Source organism: Escherichia sp. 20412-1 (assembly GCF_003027595.1).
Lineage (GTDB): Bacteria > Pseudomonadota > Gammaproteobacteria > Enterobacterales > Enterobacteriaceae > Escherichia > Escherichia marmotae.
In genome coordinates this window covers 35,104-53,734 of sequence record NZ_PYQM01000013.1, presented here as the reverse complement: position 1 = coordinate 53,734, position 18,631 = coordinate 35,104, and the positions used below count along the sequence as shown (strand labels likewise).

Here is an 18,631-nt window from a genome sequence, read left to right as displayed (position 1 = left end):
ATGACAATCCTTATATTTATTGTCAGTCTGTTAGGGGCTATCGCCATTGGTATTCCCATCGCCTGGGCATTATTACTGTGTGGCATTTCATTGATGTTCTGGATGGATATCTTTGATGTGCAAATTCTGGCGCAAACACTGGTCAATGGTGCAGACAGCTTCTCCCTGTTAGCCATCCCCTTCTTTGTACTGGCGGGTGAGATCATGAACGCGGGCGGCCTGTCGCAACGTATTGTCGACTTGCCGATGAAACTGGTAGGCCACAGACCGGGAGGTCTGGGTTACGTCGGCGTTCTTGCTGCGATGATCATGGCAAGCCTTTCTGGTTCTGCGGTTGCCGATACCGCTGCCGTCGCGGCACTGTTGGTGCCGATGATGCGTCAAGCCAACTATCCGGTAAACCGCGCCGCCGGGCTTATCGGATCGGGCGGTATTATCGCGGCCATTATTCCGCCATCTATTCCACTCATTATCTTCGGTGTCTCCAGTGGGTTATCCATCAGCAAACTGTTTATGGCTGGCATTGCGCCGGGCATCATGATGGGCATCACGCTGATGATTACCTGGTGGTGGCAGGCAAAACGGCTAAACCTGCCTTGCCAGCCGAAAGCCTCGCTGCGGGAAGTCTGGCAATCTTTAGTTTCCGGTATTTGGGCGCTCTTTTTGCCAATAATTATTATTGGCGGTTTCCGTTCGGGATTATTCACACCAACAGAAGCTGGCGCGGTTGCGGCATTCTACGCCTTGTTTGTCTCGGTGGTGGTCTATCGCGAAATGACGTTCGCCACGCTTTACCATGTTTTGGTTAACGCGGCGAAAACCACTTCCGTGGTGATGTTCCTGGTGGCTTCCGCTGCGGTATCCGCATGGCTAATCACCATTGCTGAACTGCCGATGATGGTATCGGAGTTATTACAACCGTTGGTTGACTCGCCTCGCTTATTATTCATCGTAATTATGCTCGCCATTATGGTGATCAGTACAGTCATGGATTTAACTCCTACCGTATTAATTCTTACGCCGGTATTAATGCCATTAGTAAAAGAAGCGGGAATAGATCCTGTCTATTTTGGCATTATGTTTATTATTAACTGCTCAATTTCGCTAATTACGCCCCCGGTTGGTAACGTACTTAACGTCATATGCGGTGTTGCGAAGCTTAAATTTGACGATGCTGTAAAAGGCGTTGCGCCTTACGTCATGGTTTTATTCATGTTGTTAGCATTATTTATTTTTATCCCAGAATTAATTACCGCCCCACTAAAATGGATGAGCTAAAAGGAAAATATTATGAAATTACGTTCTGTAACCTACGCTTTATTAATTGCCGGAGTGGCTACATTCAGTACATCTTCTCTGGCGGCACAATCATTACGTTTCGGTTATGAAACATCACAAACCGATTCGCAACATATTGCGGCAAAAAAATTCAATGAATTATTGCAAGAGAAAACCAAAGGTGAGCTGAAATTAAAACTGTTCCCGGACAGTACCCTCGGCAATGCACAGGCGATGATCAGTGGTGTGCGCGGTGGCACCATTGATATGGAGATGTCCGGCTCGAATAACTTTGCGGGACTCTCACCCGTGATAAACCTGCTGGATGTACCTTTCCTGTTCCGCGATACCGCCCACGCGCATAAAACCCTCGATGGCAAAGTGGGCGACGAGTTGAAAGCCTCCCTCGAAGGCAAAGGACTGAAAGTACTGGCGTACTGGGAAAACGGCTGGCGTGATGTGACTAACTCTCGCGCGCCGGTAAAAACCCCTGCAGACCTGAAAGGACTGAAGATTCGCACCAACAACAGCCCGATGAATATCGCCGCATTTAAAGTGTTCGGTGCCAACCCAATCCCGATGCCATTTGCTGAAGTCTATACCGGCCTGGAAACTCGCACCATCGACGCGCAAGAGCATCCGATCAACGTCGTCTGGTCAGCAAAATTTTACGAAGTACAAAAGCACCTTTCTCTGACACATCACGCTTATTCACCGCTTCTGGTGGTGATCAACAAAGCGAAGTTTGATGGCTTAAGCCCGCAGATGCAGGAAGCTCTGGTCTCCTCCGCGCAAGAAGCGGGTAGCTACCAGCGCAAACTGGTTGCTGAAGATCAGCAAAAAATCATCGACGGTATGAAAGACGCCGGTGTAGAAGTCATCACCGATCTTGACCGCAAAGCCTTTAGCGACGCCCTGGGTACTCAGATCCGCGACATGTTTGTTAAAGATGTTCCGCAGGGTGCTGATCTGCTGAAAGCCGTGGATGAGGTGCAATAAACCATGACGCAATACTGGCTGGGGTTAGATTGTGGCGGTAGCTGGCTAAAAGCCGGACTGTATGACCGCGAAGGCCGGGAGGCGGGCGTGCAGCGCCTGCCGCTGTGCGCATTAAGCCCGCAGCCAGGTTGGGTAGAGCGCGATATGGCAGAACTGTGGCAATGCTGCACTTCCGTCATTCGCGATCTGCTTGCAAATACCGGTGTCAGTGGTGCTCAAATTGTCGGCATCGGCATTTCGGCACAAGGTAAGGGATTGTTTCTACTAAATAAAAATAACAACCCGCTCGGTAACGCCATTTTATCCTCTGACCGCCGGGCGATGGCAATCGTTCGTCGCTGGCAGGAAGAAGACGTACCGGAAAAGCTCTACCCACTGACCCGACAAACGCTGTGGACCGGGCATCCTGTGTCGCTGCTACGTTGGCTGAAAGAGCACGAACCAGAACGCTATGCACAAATTGGCTGCGTGATGATGACACATGACTACCTGCGCTGGTGTTTAACCGGCGTAAAAGGCTGCGAAGAGAGCAATATTTCGGAGTCCAATCTCTACAACATGAGCAGCGGGCAATATGACCCACGCCTCACCGACTGGCTGGGGATCAGTGAAATCAATCACGCCCTGCCGCCTGTTGTCGGTTCAGCCGAAATTTGCGGGGAAATCACCGCTCAGACAGCCGAATTGACCGGTCTGGAAGCGGGTACGCCCGTTGTCGGCGGTCTGTTTGATGTGGTTTCCACCGCGCTCTGCGCCGGGATCGACGACGAATTTACCCTCAACGCAGTGATGGGCACCTGGGCGGTGACCAGCGGTATTACATCAGGTCTGCGTGACGGCGAAGCGCATCCGTATGTCTATGGCCGCTACGTCAACGACGGTGAGTTCATCGTTCACGAAGCCAGCCCGACCTCCTCCGGCAATCTCGAATGGTTTACCGCGCAGTGGGGAGGAATCTCATTTGATGAAATCAACCAGGCCGTTGCCAGCTTGCCAAAAGCCGATGGCACTCTCTTTTTTCTGCCATTCCTGTACGGCAGCAACGCCGGACTCGAGATGACCAGCGGTTTCTACGGTATGCAGGCGATACACACCCGCGCACATCTGTTGCAGGCCATTTATGAAGGTGTGGTGTTCAGTCACATGACGCATCTCAACCGGATGCGTGAACGTTTTACCGATGTGCATACCCTTCGCGTCACTGGTGGCCCTGCGCATTCTGATGTCTGGATGCAAATGCTGGCAGATGTCAGCGGCTTACGCATTGAACTGCCGCAGGTAGAAGAAACCGGATGTTTTGGCGCGGCGCTTGCCGCCCGCGTCGGTACGGGGGTTTATCGCAATTTCAATGAAGCCCAGCGCAGCTTGCAGCATCCGGTACGCACACTGCTACCGGACATGACCGCACATCAGCATTACCAACAAAAATATCAACACTATCAACATTTAATTGCCGCAATTCAGGGCTATCACGTCCGTATCAAGGAGCATCATTTATGAGCCAACCTTTTCTACAACTGGCCCTCGACCACTCATCGCTTGAAGCCGCACAGCGCGACGTGACGCTGTTAAAAGACAGCGTCGATATCGTCGAAGCGGGCACCATTCTCTGCTTAAACGAAGGGCTTGGCGCGGTGAGAGCCTTGCGTGAACAGTGCCCGAACAAAATCATCGTCGCTGACTGGAAAGTTGCCGACGCCGGTGAAACGCTCGCTCAACAGGCGTTTAGCGCGGGAGCCAACTGGATGACCATTATCTGCGCCGCACCGCTCGCCACGGTAGAAAAAGGCCATGCGATGGCGCAACGCTACGGCGGTGAAATTCAGATTGAACTATTCGGCAACTGGACGCTGGACGACGCCTGCGACTGGTATCGAATTGGCGTGCGACAAGCGATTTATCATCGTGGTCGCGACGCGCAGGCCAGCGGGCAGCAGTGGGGCGAGACCGATCTGGCACGTATGAAGGCACTTTCTGATATCGGCCTCGAACTTTCTATTACCGGCGGAATTACCCCTGCCGACCTGCCGCTATTTAAAGATATCCGCGTGAAGGCGTTTATTGCCGGGCGAGCGCTGACGGGCGCAGCAAATCCGACACAGGTTGCTGCCGATTTCCATGCGCAAATCGATACTATCTGGGGAGGCGCGCGTGCGTAATCATCCGTTAGGTATTTATGAAAAAGCACTGGCAAAAAATCTCTCCTGGCCAGAGCGGTTGGTGCTGACAAAAAGCTGCGGTTTTGATTTTGTCGAAATGTCGGTGGATGAAACTGATGAGCGTCTGGCGCGCCTTGACTGGAGCGCCGCACAAAGGGCTTCGCTGGTCACCGCGATGATCGAAACAGGCGTTGCCATTCCATCAATGTGCCTTTCTGCCCATCGCCGTTTTCCTTTTGGCAGCCGTGACGAGGCGGTACGCCAGCGAGCACGGGAGATCATGAGCAAAGCGATTCGTCTGGCACGCGATCTCGGTATTCGTACCATTCAACTGGCGGGCTACGACGTCTATTACGAAGACCATGACGAAGGCACGCAGCAACGTTTTGCTGAAGGGCTGGCGTGGGCGGTTGAACAGGCGGCGGCATCGCAAGTGATGCTGGCGGTGGAGATTATGGACACCGCGTTTATGAACTCCATCAGCAAGTGGAAAAAATGGGATGAAATGCTCGCCTCGCCGTGGTTCACCGTCTACCCGGACGTCGGCAACCTTAGCGCCTGGGGCAATGATGTTCCCGCTGAACTGAAATTGGGGATTGACCGTATCGCGGCTATTCACCTGAAAGACACTCAACCAGTCACAGAGCAAAGCCCTGGTCAGTTTCGTGATGTGCCGTTTGGCGAAGGCTGCGTTGATTTCGTTGGCATCTTTAAAACGCTGCATGAACTGAATTATCGCGGTTCATTCCTGATTGAGATGTGGACAGAAAAAGCCAATGAGCCGGTGCTGGAAATTATTCAGGCGCGGCGCTGGATTGAAGCACGTATGCAGGAGGCCGGATTTATATGTTAGAGCAACTAAAAGCCGAAGTGTTGGCGGCGAACCTGGCGCTTCCCGCTCATCATCTGGTGACGTTCACCTGGGGCAATGTCAGCGCGGTAGACGAAACGCGACAATGGATGGTGATCAAGCCTTCCGGTGTCGAGTACGACGTGATGACCGCCGATGATATGGTGGTGATTGAAATAGCCAGCGGTAAGGTGGTGGAAGGCAGCAAAAAGCCCTCTTCCGACACGCCAACGCATCTGGCACTCTACCGTCGCTATGCAGAAATCAGCGGTATTGTGCATACCCACTCGCGCCACGCCACTATCTGGTCGCAGGCCGGGCTGGATCTCCCCGCCTGGGGCACCACGCACGCCGATTACTTCTATGGTGCCATCCCCTGCACGCGCCTGATGACCGCAGAGGAGATCAACGGCGAGTATGAATACCAGACCGGCGAAGTGATCATTGAAACTTTCGAAGAACGCGGCAGGAGTCCAGCGCAAATTCCGGCGGTGCTGGTGCATTCTCACGGCCCGTTCGCCTGGGGAAAAAATGCCGCCGATGCGGTGCATAATGCCGTAGTACTGGAAGAATGCGCCTATATGGGCCTGTTCTCACGCCAACTCGCGCCGCAGCTTCCTGCCATGCAAAACGAACTGCTGGATAAACACTACCTGCGTAAGCATGGGGCCAATGCCTATTACGGACAATAATCTCTCACGCCGGGGCTTCATCGCCCCGGAACGATGAATTGATATGCTTCCGATTACATTGCGCACAAAAATCAGAAACGTTTAACGCAGGCGATTATAGTTACCGACCAGTTCATTATAAGCTTGTAATGATTTCGGATATGAGTCCTCGACCATCCAGCTTGTGTTTGCGTCCTGAAGTTTCTTTTTATCCCAGTCAGAATACGGGACTTTATCTCTGATACGACGAACATATTTTTTAGATGCAATTTGATATCGGTCTGCTGCCCCTGTGAAGAGAGAATTCATACTGTCTTTACTCACTTCTTTGGCTTGCGCCACCAGCGTTTCAAGTTCAGCCACTTTCTTCATTGCCGCTTCTGCATCAAACTTCTCTTGCGATATCAGGTTATTAATTTGTTTCGCTGAAATCATGGCAGCCAGAGAGTAGTAGTGGAATGTTTTCCCTTCTCTTTGTTCAATATTTTTCAGTTCTACAAGCTGACGCTTATCATTAATTTCCTGAATTGCCGCATGATAAGATTCTGCTACAGGTTCAAAGGCTTCAAGATTTTTTAAGAATGTCTGGTGCAGCGTTTTCCCTTTGGCAAACGCATCGTCTTTATAATTTTCCTGGGTGTAATATTTATCCATTTCATTAATAGTATTCCCCAGCGCGACTGCGGTATTAATATAATTCAACGCTACGCCATCAATAGGTTGCAGCTCAGGCGTTAACGCCACAACACTTTTCACGCCTTTTTCGCACTCAGAAAGACTGGATTCACTAATGCCGTAGATGCCATAAACATGACTCTCTTTGCCCGTTGGTCCCTGTTTAAAATCTTTCAGCCAGTCGGCATAACGCGCCAGACTGCGCTGTACCGGGATCTGTAACTTGTTGTAGCACTTGATATAGATATCCATTTTTTCGTCGAAAACCGCTTGTTCATCGACCACCGGTTGCGCAGGTGTTTCAGGTTTAGCTTCTGCTTTTGCAACGGGGGCTTCTGTAGGTTTCGCTTCAGGAGCAGGTGCGGCAGGTTGACTATTGGCGGGCGGGGGAGTTTCTGTTTCGGCTTTTTTATCATCACAGCCAGTGATACCGAGGGCCATTATGCCGATAATAATAGCTGAAGATAATAAATTCCTTTTCATTTAATTGCCTTATAAATAGATAAATAAGAGAGTGAATATAATAAAGGAAAAAAGAAAGCGTCACTACACGCGTTTTGTTTATAAATAAATAGATACAATTCACTGAATGAATAAGTCCTGTAATTTCATATATAAATTACAGGACTTAATTCAATTAACAGTTTAACCGCTGCGGGAGAGAAGTTTCTGCCCCCGTTATTTAAATCTGCATTACATCCCATAACGTTCAGAAATAGCAGCATGTTTCTCTTCATTTGCTCCGGCTTCTTTGGCAAGACGCCACCAGCACAACGGATGTTCCCAGTCAGCGGTCAATTCACTCAGGCTCTTATCGATATCACCTTTAGAAACTGAACGCGGTGCACTGATGACAAAGTAGAACGCAGACAGCGGCTGTGCATCTTCTCCCTGATGACTGTCCGTTAACGTATAGTCATCATTACTGTTGCTCCAGTAGTACCAGTTTCGTTCACGGAGCGCCTCACGGAAGGTATTAAACTGTTCTTCACCAGGCATAACACCTTCGCAGAACCAGGACTCGCCGTACCCGGTCGGGATAATGGTTTGCAGGCACCCATAGAGCGGAGTGAAATTCTTCTGCTCTTCTTCGTCTTCTGGTCGGGTATTCAACATTTCCGCATCGAAAACGACAATTTCATCAACATGTTGTGGGAAATCGGTCCGGTAAGTCGGCTCTATAATCCTTGCCGTTACCGGCCCAATCCGCTGGGCATAGTAATAGCGGTATTCGAAGTTTTCCCGGAAACGGATGTTCAATAACCCCCATTTTTCGTCGATAAAACCTTCGCCTTCCGTAAGTTCTATTTCCAGCTCGGCTGCAATAGCACGCACCAGATCCCATTGTTGTAAGATGCTGGCGGTCGCCATGATATCCCACTGGAGATTGCGAATATCTTCTTCACGGCTAATCAAAAGCTGCTGTAATTGCTGTAAATAATCCAGTTGCCGATCCCAGGCATCCTGTTTTTGCGCCGCCCAGGAGCACATACGATAAGCGCCTGGCCACTCACGCCCTTTTGCGTTTTTCAGCAATTGTTGACCAATTGTCTCCAGTTCACTCCAGTCTTCCTGTTGGTTGATCACTCGCGCGCGGAACCACAGCGCCATATGTAGCAGCCCCGCCTGTTCATACAGCTTCGCCAGGTGCTCAATGGTTTGCTGATCGCCACGGTTAAGCAACAAATCCAGCAGGTCGAAACAGAGACCGTTATCTTCCTCAATATGACTTTCAACGTAACATTGCAAAAGTTCGATCGACTCATTGATCGCATTACAGGCGTTTAATGCATTGACCAGTTTGCCCAGCAATTCCGCATCATCTGGCGTGTTCAGGTAAGCACGACGGAATACCTCTACGTCTTTTTCTGGATCTGGCTGCGTTTCTTCATCGCTATTTTCAGATGCTTCCACTATCGGGCGAGCAAGCAACTCCGCCTCTTTGGCGGCGATTTTTTCGCTGAGTTCGAGAAATTCACGATCGACACCTAATAACGCGCGTAATTTCGGCATGTGCCGCTGGGCCAGTTTCATCGCCATTTTAGCAACCCAGACAGATTCACGTTCCAGCGCGAGGGTGATTTGCAGTTTTGCCAGATCAACCACTTTGCGGTGCGCCCCAGCCTGCGAACGATGCTCCAGCATTTGTTGGATAATGCGCGCCAGTTGCCAGTGGTTTCTCTGCGGATGGCGAGGAAGCAGTACGGTAATAATCTTTACCCACATGCCCCATGAATAGGGAGTCAGATCTGACCAACGCGGCAATTCCTTCCAGACTTCTTCGTCCTGTCCGCATAACGCCATGATGTACAGTTTTTTCAACTGATAACTGATACGGTCGCGTCCCCAGTAATCATTTTCTTCTGCCAGTTCATCAATCAATTTGCGTGCTTCATCGTAACGCTGAAGGGCAACCAAAATATCGGCACGGGTCGCCAGCAGCGCTTCTAAATATTCACTCCCCGCTGCGTTTACCGCGTCGATTTGCCTGTCGATATAAACCAACGCCTCTTCTGTTTTGTTGGAGTCCACCAGTGCGCTGGCATATTCGCAGGATAAACACATAAAACAGCTCCAGGTCGGATCAATGCGCGCGATGGTCTCTTCACATACCGCCATGCGTTCATTAGCCCAGCCTGGGGCATCTATATTCTCGTAGCAGGCGGATAAATCCTGCGTAACGCAGATAGATTGCGGGCAATCTTTCGCCTCTTCCCGATGTGCTTTTTCAAACAGCGCCACCACATCAGGCAGCACTTTTTCGCCTTCTTCGTGGTTAGTCAGACGATGGCGCATTTCCCAGTGTCCGATAAATATTTCCAGCCACGGATTTTTTGCCACCTGATTAAGTGCTTTCATTTCCGGTAATAATGAATCGCACTTTTCCATTTGCAGATGCAAAACACCTTCTGAAAAATCATCAATAAGTTGCGGAATATATTCTTGCCCGGCATCGCGCAACTCCTGACTATATTTATTGTACCACTCCCATGTATCCATTTTATTTTCCTTGATTAATTAAAACAGGAATAACCTGAGTAAAATCTTCCAGTGCCTGGTGTAAATCCCACTGCTGCTCTTTATTACCGCTGGAACACAAAATCACTTTTAGCGATTTTAATAACCGTAATGCCGCCGCTGGTTGCTGTTGATGTTGTAATGCTGTCACCAGTTGCATGACGCAGGGATTATTAAGGTTGATATACAGACTTGATGTTTTGGTCTTTTGGATTTGCGAAGTAAATTGCCGCGCCAGCATTAACGCCGCGGTGCTGATGCGCTTATCGGCATCATCCTGCTCAAAAATTTGTTTTAATTCCGCTTCCCGGTCTGGCGTGACGACTAACGGTAAAACGGCCGGTTCGAAGCGGGAAATAATTAATTGCTCACCATCGCAGAGCTGCTCTTCCAGATACGCAACCTGCTCTTCGGGCAACTCCGCCAGGCTGAACAACTGCTCATTACCCGTTTGCGTACCGACTTCGATAATCCGGCAGTGATATAACAGCGCCCAACGGCGTAAAAATGGCACCACGGCATAGCGATCGCCACGCGCAACGGGTCGTTGCAGAATGTGGAACAACATCTCTTCAAAACCGCCGTCGCGGCTTAACAGAATATGAATGCTGTTATTGATGCGTAAATCTTTCGCCAGCAACGCTCCTTTTGAGGTTGGCACCTGCAAACGGTCTTTCAGCAAATCAAACAGACGATCATCACACAATGCCGCACCCAGTAACGCCTCGTTATGGCGCATTAATACCCGTCGCCATATTTCTGGCTGGTTTTGTGCGAGATCGGACAAACCAGAGATCAGCGACTCTTTTAACGCCTCCTGCACCGCAACCCAGGTTTCATCTCGCTGAAGATCTTCCCGGCTCGCCGTCGGCGTCAGTTTCGATGATTCAATCACACCGCCAATAAAACCGGCCCAGGGCGGTAACAGCTCACGCGCTTCGTCATCGAGTAACATGCCGCGCAAAAACAACGACAGGTTGCGGTTATCGCTGGTGCCATAAGTTGCACCATCCTGAATCCATAAAATCCCGACGGCATCGCTCATCCCCGCCGGTACTACCGGAATGGTACAAATCGGTTCGAAGGAGGATTCAAACTGGGCGGCAAAGGCGAGATTTTTACGCTGCACCAACGCGCGGTGCATGGTTACGCCTTCGGGGGCAACTTCACGCCACGGCGGCTGGAGTTTATTCACCGGCTCGCTGGCATCGCCCACATAGACCGGCTCGTGCAGCAATATGCAGTAGCGGGAAAGAACGCGGTTCAGCAAATTGTTACTCGCCAGATGGCTGTACTCTTCTTTGAGCGTCAGAATGACCTGCGTACCCGGAGCCGAGTTTTGATGCGGGGTAACGGTGTATTTTTGCCCGTCGGTAGAGTGGTATTTCCAGCTCTGATCCGGCGTTTGCCAGGATGTGGTCAACACCGTGACCTCTTTTGCCAGCACAAAGGCCGACAAAAAGCCGAGGCCGAACATGCCAATGAGTCCCGTATCGTCATCCTGCTGGCGTAACATTCGGGTATAACCCACACCAACCGTTGCCAGAAAGCCATGAATTTCACTTTCCGTCAGGCCTGCGCCGGTATCGCTAATGGTGATGGTGGACTTCGCCACGTCAGCTACCACACGGATTAGATTGTCCTTTGGTGCATCAGGTTGCTCAATCCTGCGACGCACAATTGCATCATGCCCGTTCTGCACCAGTTCGCGCACGGCAACCACAGGTGTGGAGTAAAGATGCTTGCTGAGCACCTCAATTAAGCCGTTTAAATTAACTTCTGTTGAATATGAACTGCCTGGTAACTGTAATGTACTCATTTTTCAATACTCATAATCCATCACCCACTATTGAAAATACATTGAGGTTGACAACAAACACGAAATTGCCTGATGCGCTGCGCTTATCAGGCCTACGGAATTCATTAAATCTGTACGATTTACAGGTCGGATGAGGCGTTTTCGCCGCATCCGACAAAAATATTTTGCATTTTGTCAGTAATACTTATTGCTGTTTTTAATGCTGGAATAAAATTGTTGTTTCCCTTTACTCATTAGTTACACGTTTTTATTTATTGATACGATGATTAGTTCAAAACGTCCATATAAATAAAATCATTAATTCATCACGTAACGTGAGAGAAGTATATCTTTAACCGCCGGAGTTAACGAGTATATTTACTACAAATAAACAGTAATTATATTTAAATGCTGAATAATATGTTGAGGATTATTTAATAAAAAAAATAAAACCGCAACCCGTAATCAGAATTGCGGTATTTTTTAATGATGAATTAAACGCTGAGGATGGGTATAAACCGTTGCCCTGCCTGGCTTACAAAAGCCCACTAATGTCAGGTTACAACGCTCAGCAACTTCCACCGCCAACGTTGTCGCGGCAGACACCGCAAACAAAATCTCTACGCCGCACATCGCTGACTTTTGTACCATTTCATAACTGGCACGACTGGAAACCAGCACCGCACCTTGCAGCCAGCTTTCGCCTTCCCGCGCCCGGCGACCCAGCAGTTTATCCAACGCTACATGGCGACCCACGTCTTCATGTCCGCCCACCAGTTCACCAGAAGGCAGCATCCAGGCGGCGGCGTGCGTACAACCGGTCAATTGCCCCACGGGCTGGAAGTCATTGAGATGACGTAATGCGTCATCCAGTTTGTTGAGATCAAAGGTCTGGGTGAACGGCAGTGGCTGCACCGGTTTACCAATGTCATTAAGTTGCTCTACGCCACAGACACCACAGCCCGTGCGCCCGGCCAGCGCCCGGCGGCGCTCTTTCAGCCCCATAAAGCGGCGGCTGGAAAGCTCGATTTGCACTTCAAGACCGTTACAGGAAGGAACAACGTCCATACCGAAGATATCACGCGGGTTTTCGATAATTCCTTCTGAAAGCGAAAAACCGAGCGCAAAGAGCTCAAGGTCTTTTGGCGAGGCCATCATCACCACATGCGAAATACCGTTGTAGACCAACGCAACGGGAACTTCTTCCGCGACTTCATCAAGCCGGGAATGTTGTAAATCATCACGCCGCCATAACTCAATTTGACGCATCCCTGTGATATTTGTCACATTTTCGATTTCTTTTTGCTGTGTTTTTTTCACTTTCTCTTAACCAGATAAGAACACACACACCAAGATTATGGTATTCTGTTACAAACCCTTCCTGGATGGAGGGAAATTGAGCCAATTCTGGACCTTTGCGGCCTCTTCCGCAAAGAAAAATAACTCCCACTCCCTGCACGCGCAGCAAGCGAATGTAAATGGGACGTGACAATGTCGAAACAAGGAGCAATCCATGCAGGTCAGCAGAAGGCAGTTCTTTAAGATCTGCGCTGGCGGTATGGCAGGCACCACGGCAGCGGCACTGGGTTTTGCACCCAGCGTAGCACTCGCGGAGACAAGGCAGTATAAACTGCTGCGCACCCGCGAAACCCGTAATACCTGCACCTATTGTTCTGTTGGTTGTGGGCTGCTGATGTACAGCCTCGGTGACGGAGCAAAAAACGCCAAAGCATCTATCTTCCATATCGAAGGTGACCCGGATCACCCGGTCAACCGCGGTGCGCTTTGTCCGAAAGGCGCTGGCCTGGTGGATTTCATCCACTCCGAAAGCCGTCTGAAGTTCCCGGAATACCGTGCACCTGGTTCTGATAAATGGCAGCAAATCAGTTGGGAAGAGGCGTTTGATCGCATCGCCAAACTGATGAAAGAAGACCGCGATGCTAACTACATTGCGCAAAACGCCGAAGGCGTGACTGTTAACCGCTGGCTCTCCACCGGGATGCTGTGTGCTTCCGCGTCGAGTAACGAAACCGGCTATTTAACGCAAAAATTCTCGCGCGCGCTGGGTATGCTCGCGGTCGACAACCAGGCGCGTGTCTGACACGGACCAACGGTAGCAAGTCTTGCTCCAACATTTGGTCGCGGTGCGATGACCAACCACTGGGTCGACATCAAGAACGCCAACCTTGTTGTGGTGATGGGCGGTAATGCCGCTGAAGCTCACCCGGTCGGATTCCGCTGGGCGATGGAAGCCAAAATTCACAACGGCGCGAAGCTGATTGTGATCGATCCTCGCTTTACGCGTACGGCAGCGGTGGCTGACTACTATGCCCCTATTCGTTCCGGTACTGACATTGCTTTCCTGTCAGGCGTATTGCTGTACCTGCTGAACAATGAAAAATTCAACCGCGAATACACCGAAGCCTATACCAACGCCAGCCTGATCGTGCGTGAGGATTACGGCTTTGAAGATGGCCTGTTCACCGGCTACGACGCGGAAAAACGCAAGTACGATAAGTCTAGCTGGACTTATGAACTGGACGAAAACGGCTTTGCCAAACGCGATACCACGTTGCAACACCCACGTTGCGTATGGAACCTGCTGAAACAGCACGTTTCCCGTTATACGCCAGATGTGGTTGAAAACATTTGTGGTACGCCAAAAGACGCGTTCCTGAAAGTCTGCGAATACATCGCAGAAACCAGTGCTCACGATAAAACCGCCTCGTTCCTCTACGCGCTCGGCTGGACGCAACACTCCGTTGGTGCACAGAACATCCGCACGATGGCGATGATCCAGTTGCTGCTCGGCAATATGGGGATGGCAGGCGGTGGCGTTAACGCCCTGCGCGGTCACTCCAACATTCAGGGGCTGACGGATCTGGGGCTGCTGTCGCAGAGCCTGCCGGGTTACATGACGCTACCGAGCGAGAAGCAAACCGATTTGCAAACCTACCTCGCCGCCAGCACGCCGAAACCGCTGCTGGAAGGTCAGGTCAACTACTGGAGCAACTACCCGAAATTCTTCGTCTCGATGATGAAAGCATTCTTTGGCGATAAAGCAACGGCGGAAAATAGCTGGGGCTTTGACTGGTTGCCGAAGTGGGATAAAGGCTACGACGTCCTGCAATACTTCGAGATGATGAAAGAGGGCAAGGTCAATGGCTATATCTGCCAGGGCTTTAACCCGGTTGCCTCATTCCCGAACAAAAACAAAGTGATCGGTTGTCTGTCGAAACTGAAGTTCCTCGTGACCATCGACCCGCTGAACACTGAAACCTCTAACTTCTGGCAGAACCACGGTGAGCTGAACGAAGTCGATTCTTCGAAGATCCAGACCGAAGTGTTCCGTCTGCCATCGACCTGCTTCGCGGAAGAAAACGGTTCTATCGTTAACTCCGGTCGCTGGTTGCAGTGGCACTGGAAAGGCGCGGACGCCCCGGGGATTGCGCTGACTGATGGCGAAATCCTTTCCGGTATCTTCCTGCGCTTGCGCAAGATGTATGCCGAACAGGGCGGCGCAAATCCGGATCAGGTGCTGAACATGACCTGGAACTACGCCATTCCGCATGAGCCATCTTCAGAAGAAGTGGCGATGGAGAGCAACGGTAAGGCGCTGGCCGATATTACCGACCCGGCAACCGGAGCGGTCATTGTTAAAAAAGGCCAACAACTTAGCTCGTTTGCCCAACTGCGTGATGACGGAACAACCTCCTGTGGCTGCTGGATTTTCGCCGGTAGCTGGACGCCGGAAGGCAACCAGATGGCGCGTCGTGATAACGCCGATCCGTCTGGCCTCGGTAACACGTTGGGCTGGGCATGGGCATGGCCGCTTAACCGCCGCATTCTGTATAACCGCGCCTCCGCAGACCCGCAGGGTAACCCGTGGGATCCGAAGCGTCAGTTGCTGAAATGGGACGGCACCAAGTGGACCGGCTGGGATATTCCAGACTACAGCGCAGCGCCTCCGGGCAGCGGCGTCGGGCCGTTTATCATGCAGCAGGAAGGCATGGGTCGTCTGTTTGCCCTCGATAAAATGGCGGAGGGTCCGTTCCCGGAACACTACGAGCCGTTTGAAACGCCGCTGGGGACTAACCCGCTGCATCCAAACGTTATCTCAAACCCGGCTGCGCGTATCTTTAAAGATGACGCTGAAGCATTAGGTAAAGCCGATAAGTTCCCGTATGTCGGAACCACCTATCGTCTGACCGAGCATTTCCACTACTGGACTAAACACGCGCTGTTGAACGCGATTTTGCAGCCAGAGCAGTTTGTGGAAATCGGTGAGTCGCTGGCGAACAAACTTGGCATTGCCCAGGGCGATACCGTGAAAGTCTCCTCCAACCGCGGCTATATCAAAGCCAAAGCAGTGGTGACCAAACGTATTCGCACGCTGAAAGCGAACGGCAAAGATATCGATACCATCGGTATTCCGATTCACTGGGGCTATGAAGGCGTAGCGAAAAAAGGCTTTATTGCCAATACGTTGACGCCATTCGTCGGTGATGCGAACACGCAGACGCCGGAGTTTAAATCCTTCCTCGTGAATGTGGAAAAGGTGGATACCTAATAGATTTCAGATTGCAGGGAGCTGGCAACGCCATGAAGACCGGGAGCAGAAACACTATGTGACCGGGATGAATAAGGAAGCCAGCGAACCTGCAAGCTGAAAGATGAAGGGTACGGAGACGAAATATGGCTTACCAATCTCAAGATATCATTCGTCGTTCCGCGACTAACGGTCTGACCCCCGCCCCTCAGGCGCGGGATTTCCAGGAAGAAGTGGCGAAACTCATCGACGTCACCACCTGTATCGGCTGTAAAGCCTGTCAGGTGGCGTGTTCAGAGTGGAACGACATTCGCGATACCGTCGGCAATAACATTGGGGTGTATGACAACCCTAATGATTTAAGCGCCAAATCGTGGACGGTGATGCGCTTCTCGGAAGTGGAGCAAAACGACAAACTGGAATGGCTGATCCGCAAAGACGGCTGTATGCACTGTTCCGATCCAGGCTGCCTGAAAGCGTGCCCGGCGGAAGGGGCAATTATTCAGTATGCCAACGGTATCGTCGACTTCCAGTCCGAGCAGTGCATTGGCTGCGGTTATTGTATCGCGGGCTGTCCGTTCGATATTCCTCGCCTCAATCCGGAAGACAACCGCGTCTACAAATGTACGCTGTGCGTAGACCGTGTAGTGGTTGGGCAAGAACCGGCCTGCGTGAAGACCTGCCCGACAGGCGCGATTCACTTCGGTACGAAAGAGTCGATGAAAACGCTGGCGAGCGAGCGCGTGGCTGAGCTGAAAACCCGCGGTTACGACAATGCAGGTCTGTACGATCCGGCTGGCGTCGGTGGTACACACGTGATGTATGTGTTGCACCATGCTGACAAGCCGAATCTGTATCATGGCTTGCCGGAAAATCCGGAAATCAGCCAAACCGTAAAATTCTGGAAAGGCATCTGGAAACCGCTCGCGGCTGTTGGCTTTGCGGCTACCTTTGCGGCCAGTATCTTCCACTACGTGGGTGTCGGTCCGAACCGTGCGGATGAGGAAGAGAATAATCTGCACGAAGAGAAAGACGAGGAGCGCAAATGAAACGACGTGACACCATCGTGCGCTACACCGCACCGGAACGTATCAACCACTGGATCACCGCCTTCTGCTTCATCCTGGCGGCGGTAAGCGGGATGGGATTTTTGTTCCCCTCTTTCAACTGGTTGATGCAAATCATGGGCACGCCGCAACTGGCGCGAATTCTGCACCCGTTTGTTGGCGTGGTTATGTTTGCCTCGTTCATCATCATGTTTTTCCGTTACTGGCATCACAACCTAATCAATCGGGATGATATCTTTTGGGCGAAGAATATTCGTAAGATCGTCGTCAACGAGGAAGTAGGTGACACCGGGCGTTATAACTTCGGTCAGAAATGCGTTTTCTGGGCGGCAATTATTTTCCTGGTCCTGCTGCTGGTGAGCGGTGTGATTATCTGGCGTCCTTATTTTGCGCCTGCTTTCTCAATCCCGGTGATCCGATTCGCGTTAATGCTGCATTCATTTGCCGCAGTGGCGTTAATTGTGGTTATCATGGTGCATATCTACGCCGCCCTTTGGGTGAAAGGCACGATTACCGCCATGGTGGAAGGATGGGTTACCAGCGCATGGGCGAAGAAACACCATCCACGCTGGTATCGTGAAGTCCGCAAGACAACGGAAAAGAAAGCTGAATGAGTATTCGCATAATCCCGCAAGATGAGCTGGGTTCGAGCGAGAAACGTACGGCGGATATGATTCCGCCGTTATTGTTCCCTCGGCTCAAAAATTTATACAACCGCCGCGCCGAGCGTCTGCGCGAGCTGGCAGAAAATAATCCGCTGGGTGATTACCTGCGCTTTGCTGCGCTTATCGCCCACGCCCAGGAAGTGGTGCTGTACGACCATCCGCTGGAGATGGATCTGACCACACGCATTAAAGAAGCAAGCGCACAGGGCAAGCCACCGCTGGATATTCACGTACTGCCGCGTGACAAGCACTGGCAAAAACTGCTGATGGCGCTGATTGCTGAACTGAAACCTGAAATGAGCGGTCCGGCGCTGGCTGTGATTGAGAATCTGGAGAAGGCATCGACCCAGGAACTGGAAGATATGGCCAACGCGCTGTTTACCTCTGATTTCTCGTCAGTCAGCAGTGATAAAGCGCCGTTTATCTGGGCCGCGTTGTCGCTCTATTGGGCACAGATGGCTAATCTGATCCCTGGCAAAGCCCGTGCAGAATATGGCGAACAACGTCAGTACTGCCCGGTTTGTGGTTCGATGCCGGTTTCCAGCATGGTGCAAATCGGCACGACTCAGGGCCTGCGTTATCTGCACTGCAACCTGTGCGAAACCGAATGGCACGTGGTGCGCGTAAAATGCAGCAACTGCGAACAGAGCGGCAAACTGCACTACTGGTCGCTGGATGACGAACAGGCTGCAATTAAAGCCGAAAGCTGTGATGACTGCGGCACTTACCTGAAGATTCTTTATCAGGAAAAAGATCCAAAAGTTGAAGCTGTGGCGGATGACCTCGCCTCTCTGGTACTGGACGCGCGAATGGAGCAAGAAGGCTACGCCCGCAGTTCCATCAACCCGTTCCTGTTCCCGGGTGAAGGGGAGTAATCTCTGACGTTTTCCGGGGGGCACAGG

General features: G+C 51.2%; 14 protein-coding genes. 10 read left to right on the top strand and 4 right to left on the bottom strand.

What is annotated here, in order from left to right; translation table 11 throughout:
- From yiaN to araD, 6 genes are read left to right on the top strand one after another with little or no spacing between them, the layout of a single operon-like run.
- Nucleotides 1-1,278, top strand: a complete 1,278-nt coding sequence (gene yiaN / locus C7B16_RS11460; RefSeq protein ID WP_000153834.1) for a 2,3-diketo-L-gulonate TRAP transporter large permease YiaN — start codon at nt 1-3, stop codon at nt 1,276-1,278.
- A gap of 12 nt (nt 1,279-1,290) precedes the next feature.
- Entirely contained in the window at nt 1,291-2,277 is a 987-nt protein-coding gene (gene yiaO / locus C7B16_RS11455; RefSeq protein ID WP_000776924.1) for a 2,3-diketo-L-gulonate TRAP transporter substrate-binding protein YiaO, read from the top strand.
- A 3-nt stretch (nt 2,278-2,280) separates the two neighbouring features.
- Nucleotides 2,281-3,777 carry an FGGY-family carbohydrate kinase gene (locus tag C7B16_RS11450; RefSeq protein WP_107179718.1) on the top strand — a complete coding sequence of 499 codons (1,497 nt, stop codon included), beginning with the start codon at nt 2,281-2,283 and terminating at the stop codon, nt 3,775-3,777.
- Nucleotides 3,774-4,436, top strand: coding sequence for a 3-keto-L-gulonate-6-phosphate decarboxylase UlaD (ulaD, locus tag C7B16_RS11445; RefSeq protein ID WP_001517334.1), 663 nt, complete (start codon nt 3,774-3,776; stop codon nt 4,434-4,436). Before C7B16_RS11450 ends, ulaD begins: the two co-directional genes overlap by 4 nt.
- Complete coding sequence (locus tag C7B16_RS11440; protein WP_010376764.1) at nt 4,429-5,289, top strand: L-ribulose-5-phosphate 3-epimerase; 861 nt, start codon at nt 4,429-4,431, stop codon at nt 5,287-5,289. The genes ulaD and C7B16_RS11440 overlap by 8 nt, the downstream gene beginning before the upstream one ends.
- The gene (gene araD, locus C7B16_RS11435; protein WP_000893178.1) at nt 5,283-5,978 is read left to right on the top strand and encodes an L-ribulose-5-phosphate 4-epimerase; all 696 of its coding nucleotides are present in this window, start codon (nt 5,283-5,285) and stop codon (nt 5,976-5,978) included. Before C7B16_RS11440 ends, araD begins: the two co-directional genes overlap by 7 nt.
- A gap of 81 nt (nt 5,979-6,059) precedes the next feature.
- Here the strand turns inward: araD and C7B16_RS11430 are convergent, their stop codons facing one another.
- The 4 genes from C7B16_RS11430 to fdhD all read right to left on the bottom strand — a co-directional run bounded on the left by C7B16_RS11430 (nt 6,060) and on the right by fdhD (nt 12,768).
- Nucleotides 6,060-7,115, bottom strand: coding sequence for a YiiG family protein (locus C7B16_RS11430; protein ID WP_107179717.1), 1,056 nt, complete (start codon nt 7,113-7,115; stop codon nt 6,060-6,062).
- 210 nt (nt 7,116-7,325) lie between these two features.
- Entirely contained in the window at nt 7,326-9,632 is a 2,307-nt protein-coding gene (locus C7B16_RS11425) for a hypothetical protein (RefSeq protein WP_001517338.1), read from the bottom strand.
- 1 nt (nt 9,633) lies between these two features.
- Nucleotides 9,634-11,469, bottom strand: a complete 1,836-nt coding sequence (locus tag C7B16_RS11420; protein ID WP_107179716.1) for an ATP-binding protein — start codon at nt 11,467-11,469, stop codon at nt 9,634-9,636.
- Between the two features lie 462 nt (nt 11,470-11,931).
- The gene (gene fdhD, locus C7B16_RS11415) at nt 11,932-12,768 is read right to left on the bottom strand and encodes a formate dehydrogenase accessory sulfurtransferase FdhD (RefSeq protein WP_000753581.1); all 837 of its coding nucleotides are present in this window, start codon (nt 12,766-12,768) and stop codon (nt 11,932-11,934) included.
- A 193-nt stretch (nt 12,769-12,961) separates the two neighbouring features.
- Here fdhD and fdnG point away from each other — a divergent pair, with 193 nt between their 5' ends.
- The 4 genes from fdnG to fdhE all read left to right on the top strand — a co-directional run bounded on the left by fdnG (nt 12,962) and on the right by fdhE (nt 18,604).
- Complete coding sequence (gene fdnG, locus C7B16_RS11405; RefSeq protein WP_077688246.1) at nt 12,962-16,018, top strand: formate dehydrogenase-N subunit alpha; 3,057 nt, start codon at nt 12,962-12,964, stop codon at nt 16,016-16,018.
- 125 nt (nt 16,019-16,143) lie between these two features.
- Nucleotides 16,144-17,046, top strand: a complete 903-nt coding sequence (gene fdoH / locus C7B16_RS11400; RefSeq protein WP_000331381.1) for a formate dehydrogenase O subunit beta — start codon at nt 16,144-16,146, stop codon at nt 17,044-17,046.
- Nucleotides 17,043-17,678 carry a formate dehydrogenase cytochrome b556 subunit gene (gene fdoI / locus C7B16_RS11395; protein ID WP_000829020.1) on the top strand — a complete coding sequence of 212 codons (636 nt, stop codon included), beginning with the start codon at nt 17,043-17,045 and terminating at the stop codon, nt 17,676-17,678. The genes fdoH and fdoI overlap by 4 nt, the downstream gene beginning before the upstream one ends.
- Nucleotides 17,675-18,604, top strand: a complete 930-nt coding sequence (fdhE, locus tag C7B16_RS11390) for a formate dehydrogenase accessory protein FdhE (RefSeq protein ID WP_000027717.1) — start codon at nt 17,675-17,677, stop codon at nt 18,602-18,604. The genes fdoI and fdhE overlap by 4 nt, the downstream gene beginning before the upstream one ends.
- Nucleotides 18,605-18,631 lie beyond the last annotated feature (27 nt).

Coding starts and splice junctions, on each gene's coding strand:
- ulaD (WP_001517334.1), top strand. CDS start 3,774: ATGAGCCAACCTTTTCTACAACTGGCCCTCGACCACTCATCGCTTGAA.
- C7B16_RS11450 (WP_107179718.1), top strand. CDS start 2,281: ATGACGCAATACTGGCTGGGGTTAGATTGTGGCGGTAGCTGGCTAAAA.
- C7B16_RS11430 (WP_107179717.1), bottom strand. CDS start 7,115: ATGAAAAGGAATTTATTATCTTCAGCTATTATTATCGGCATAATGGCC.
- C7B16_RS11420 (WP_107179716.1), bottom strand. CDS start 11,469: ATGAGTACATTACAGTTACCAGGCAGTTCATATTCAACAGAAGTTAAT.
- fdoH (WP_000331381.1), top strand. CDS start 16,144: ATGGCTTACCAATCTCAAGATATCATTCGTCGTTCCGCGACTAACGGT.
- fdoI (WP_000829020.1), top strand. CDS start 17,043: ATGAAACGACGTGACACCATCGTGCGCTACACCGCACCGGAACGTATC.
- C7B16_RS11425 (WP_001517338.1), bottom strand. CDS start 9,632: ATGGATACATGGGAGTGGTACAATAAATATAGTCAGGAGTTGCGCGAT.
- yiaN (WP_000153834.1), top strand. CDS start 1: ATGACAATCCTTATATTTATTGTCAGTCTGTTAGGGGCTATCGCCATT.
- yiaO (WP_000776924.1), top strand. CDS start 1,291: ATGAAATTACGTTCTGTAACCTACGCTTTATTAATTGCCGGAGTGGCT.
- araD (WP_000893178.1), top strand. CDS start 5,283: ATGTTAGAGCAACTAAAAGCCGAAGTGTTGGCGGCGAACCTGGCGCTT.
- fdhE (WP_000027717.1), top strand. CDS start 17,675: ATGAGTATTCGCATAATCCCGCAAGATGAGCTGGGTTCGAGCGAGAAA.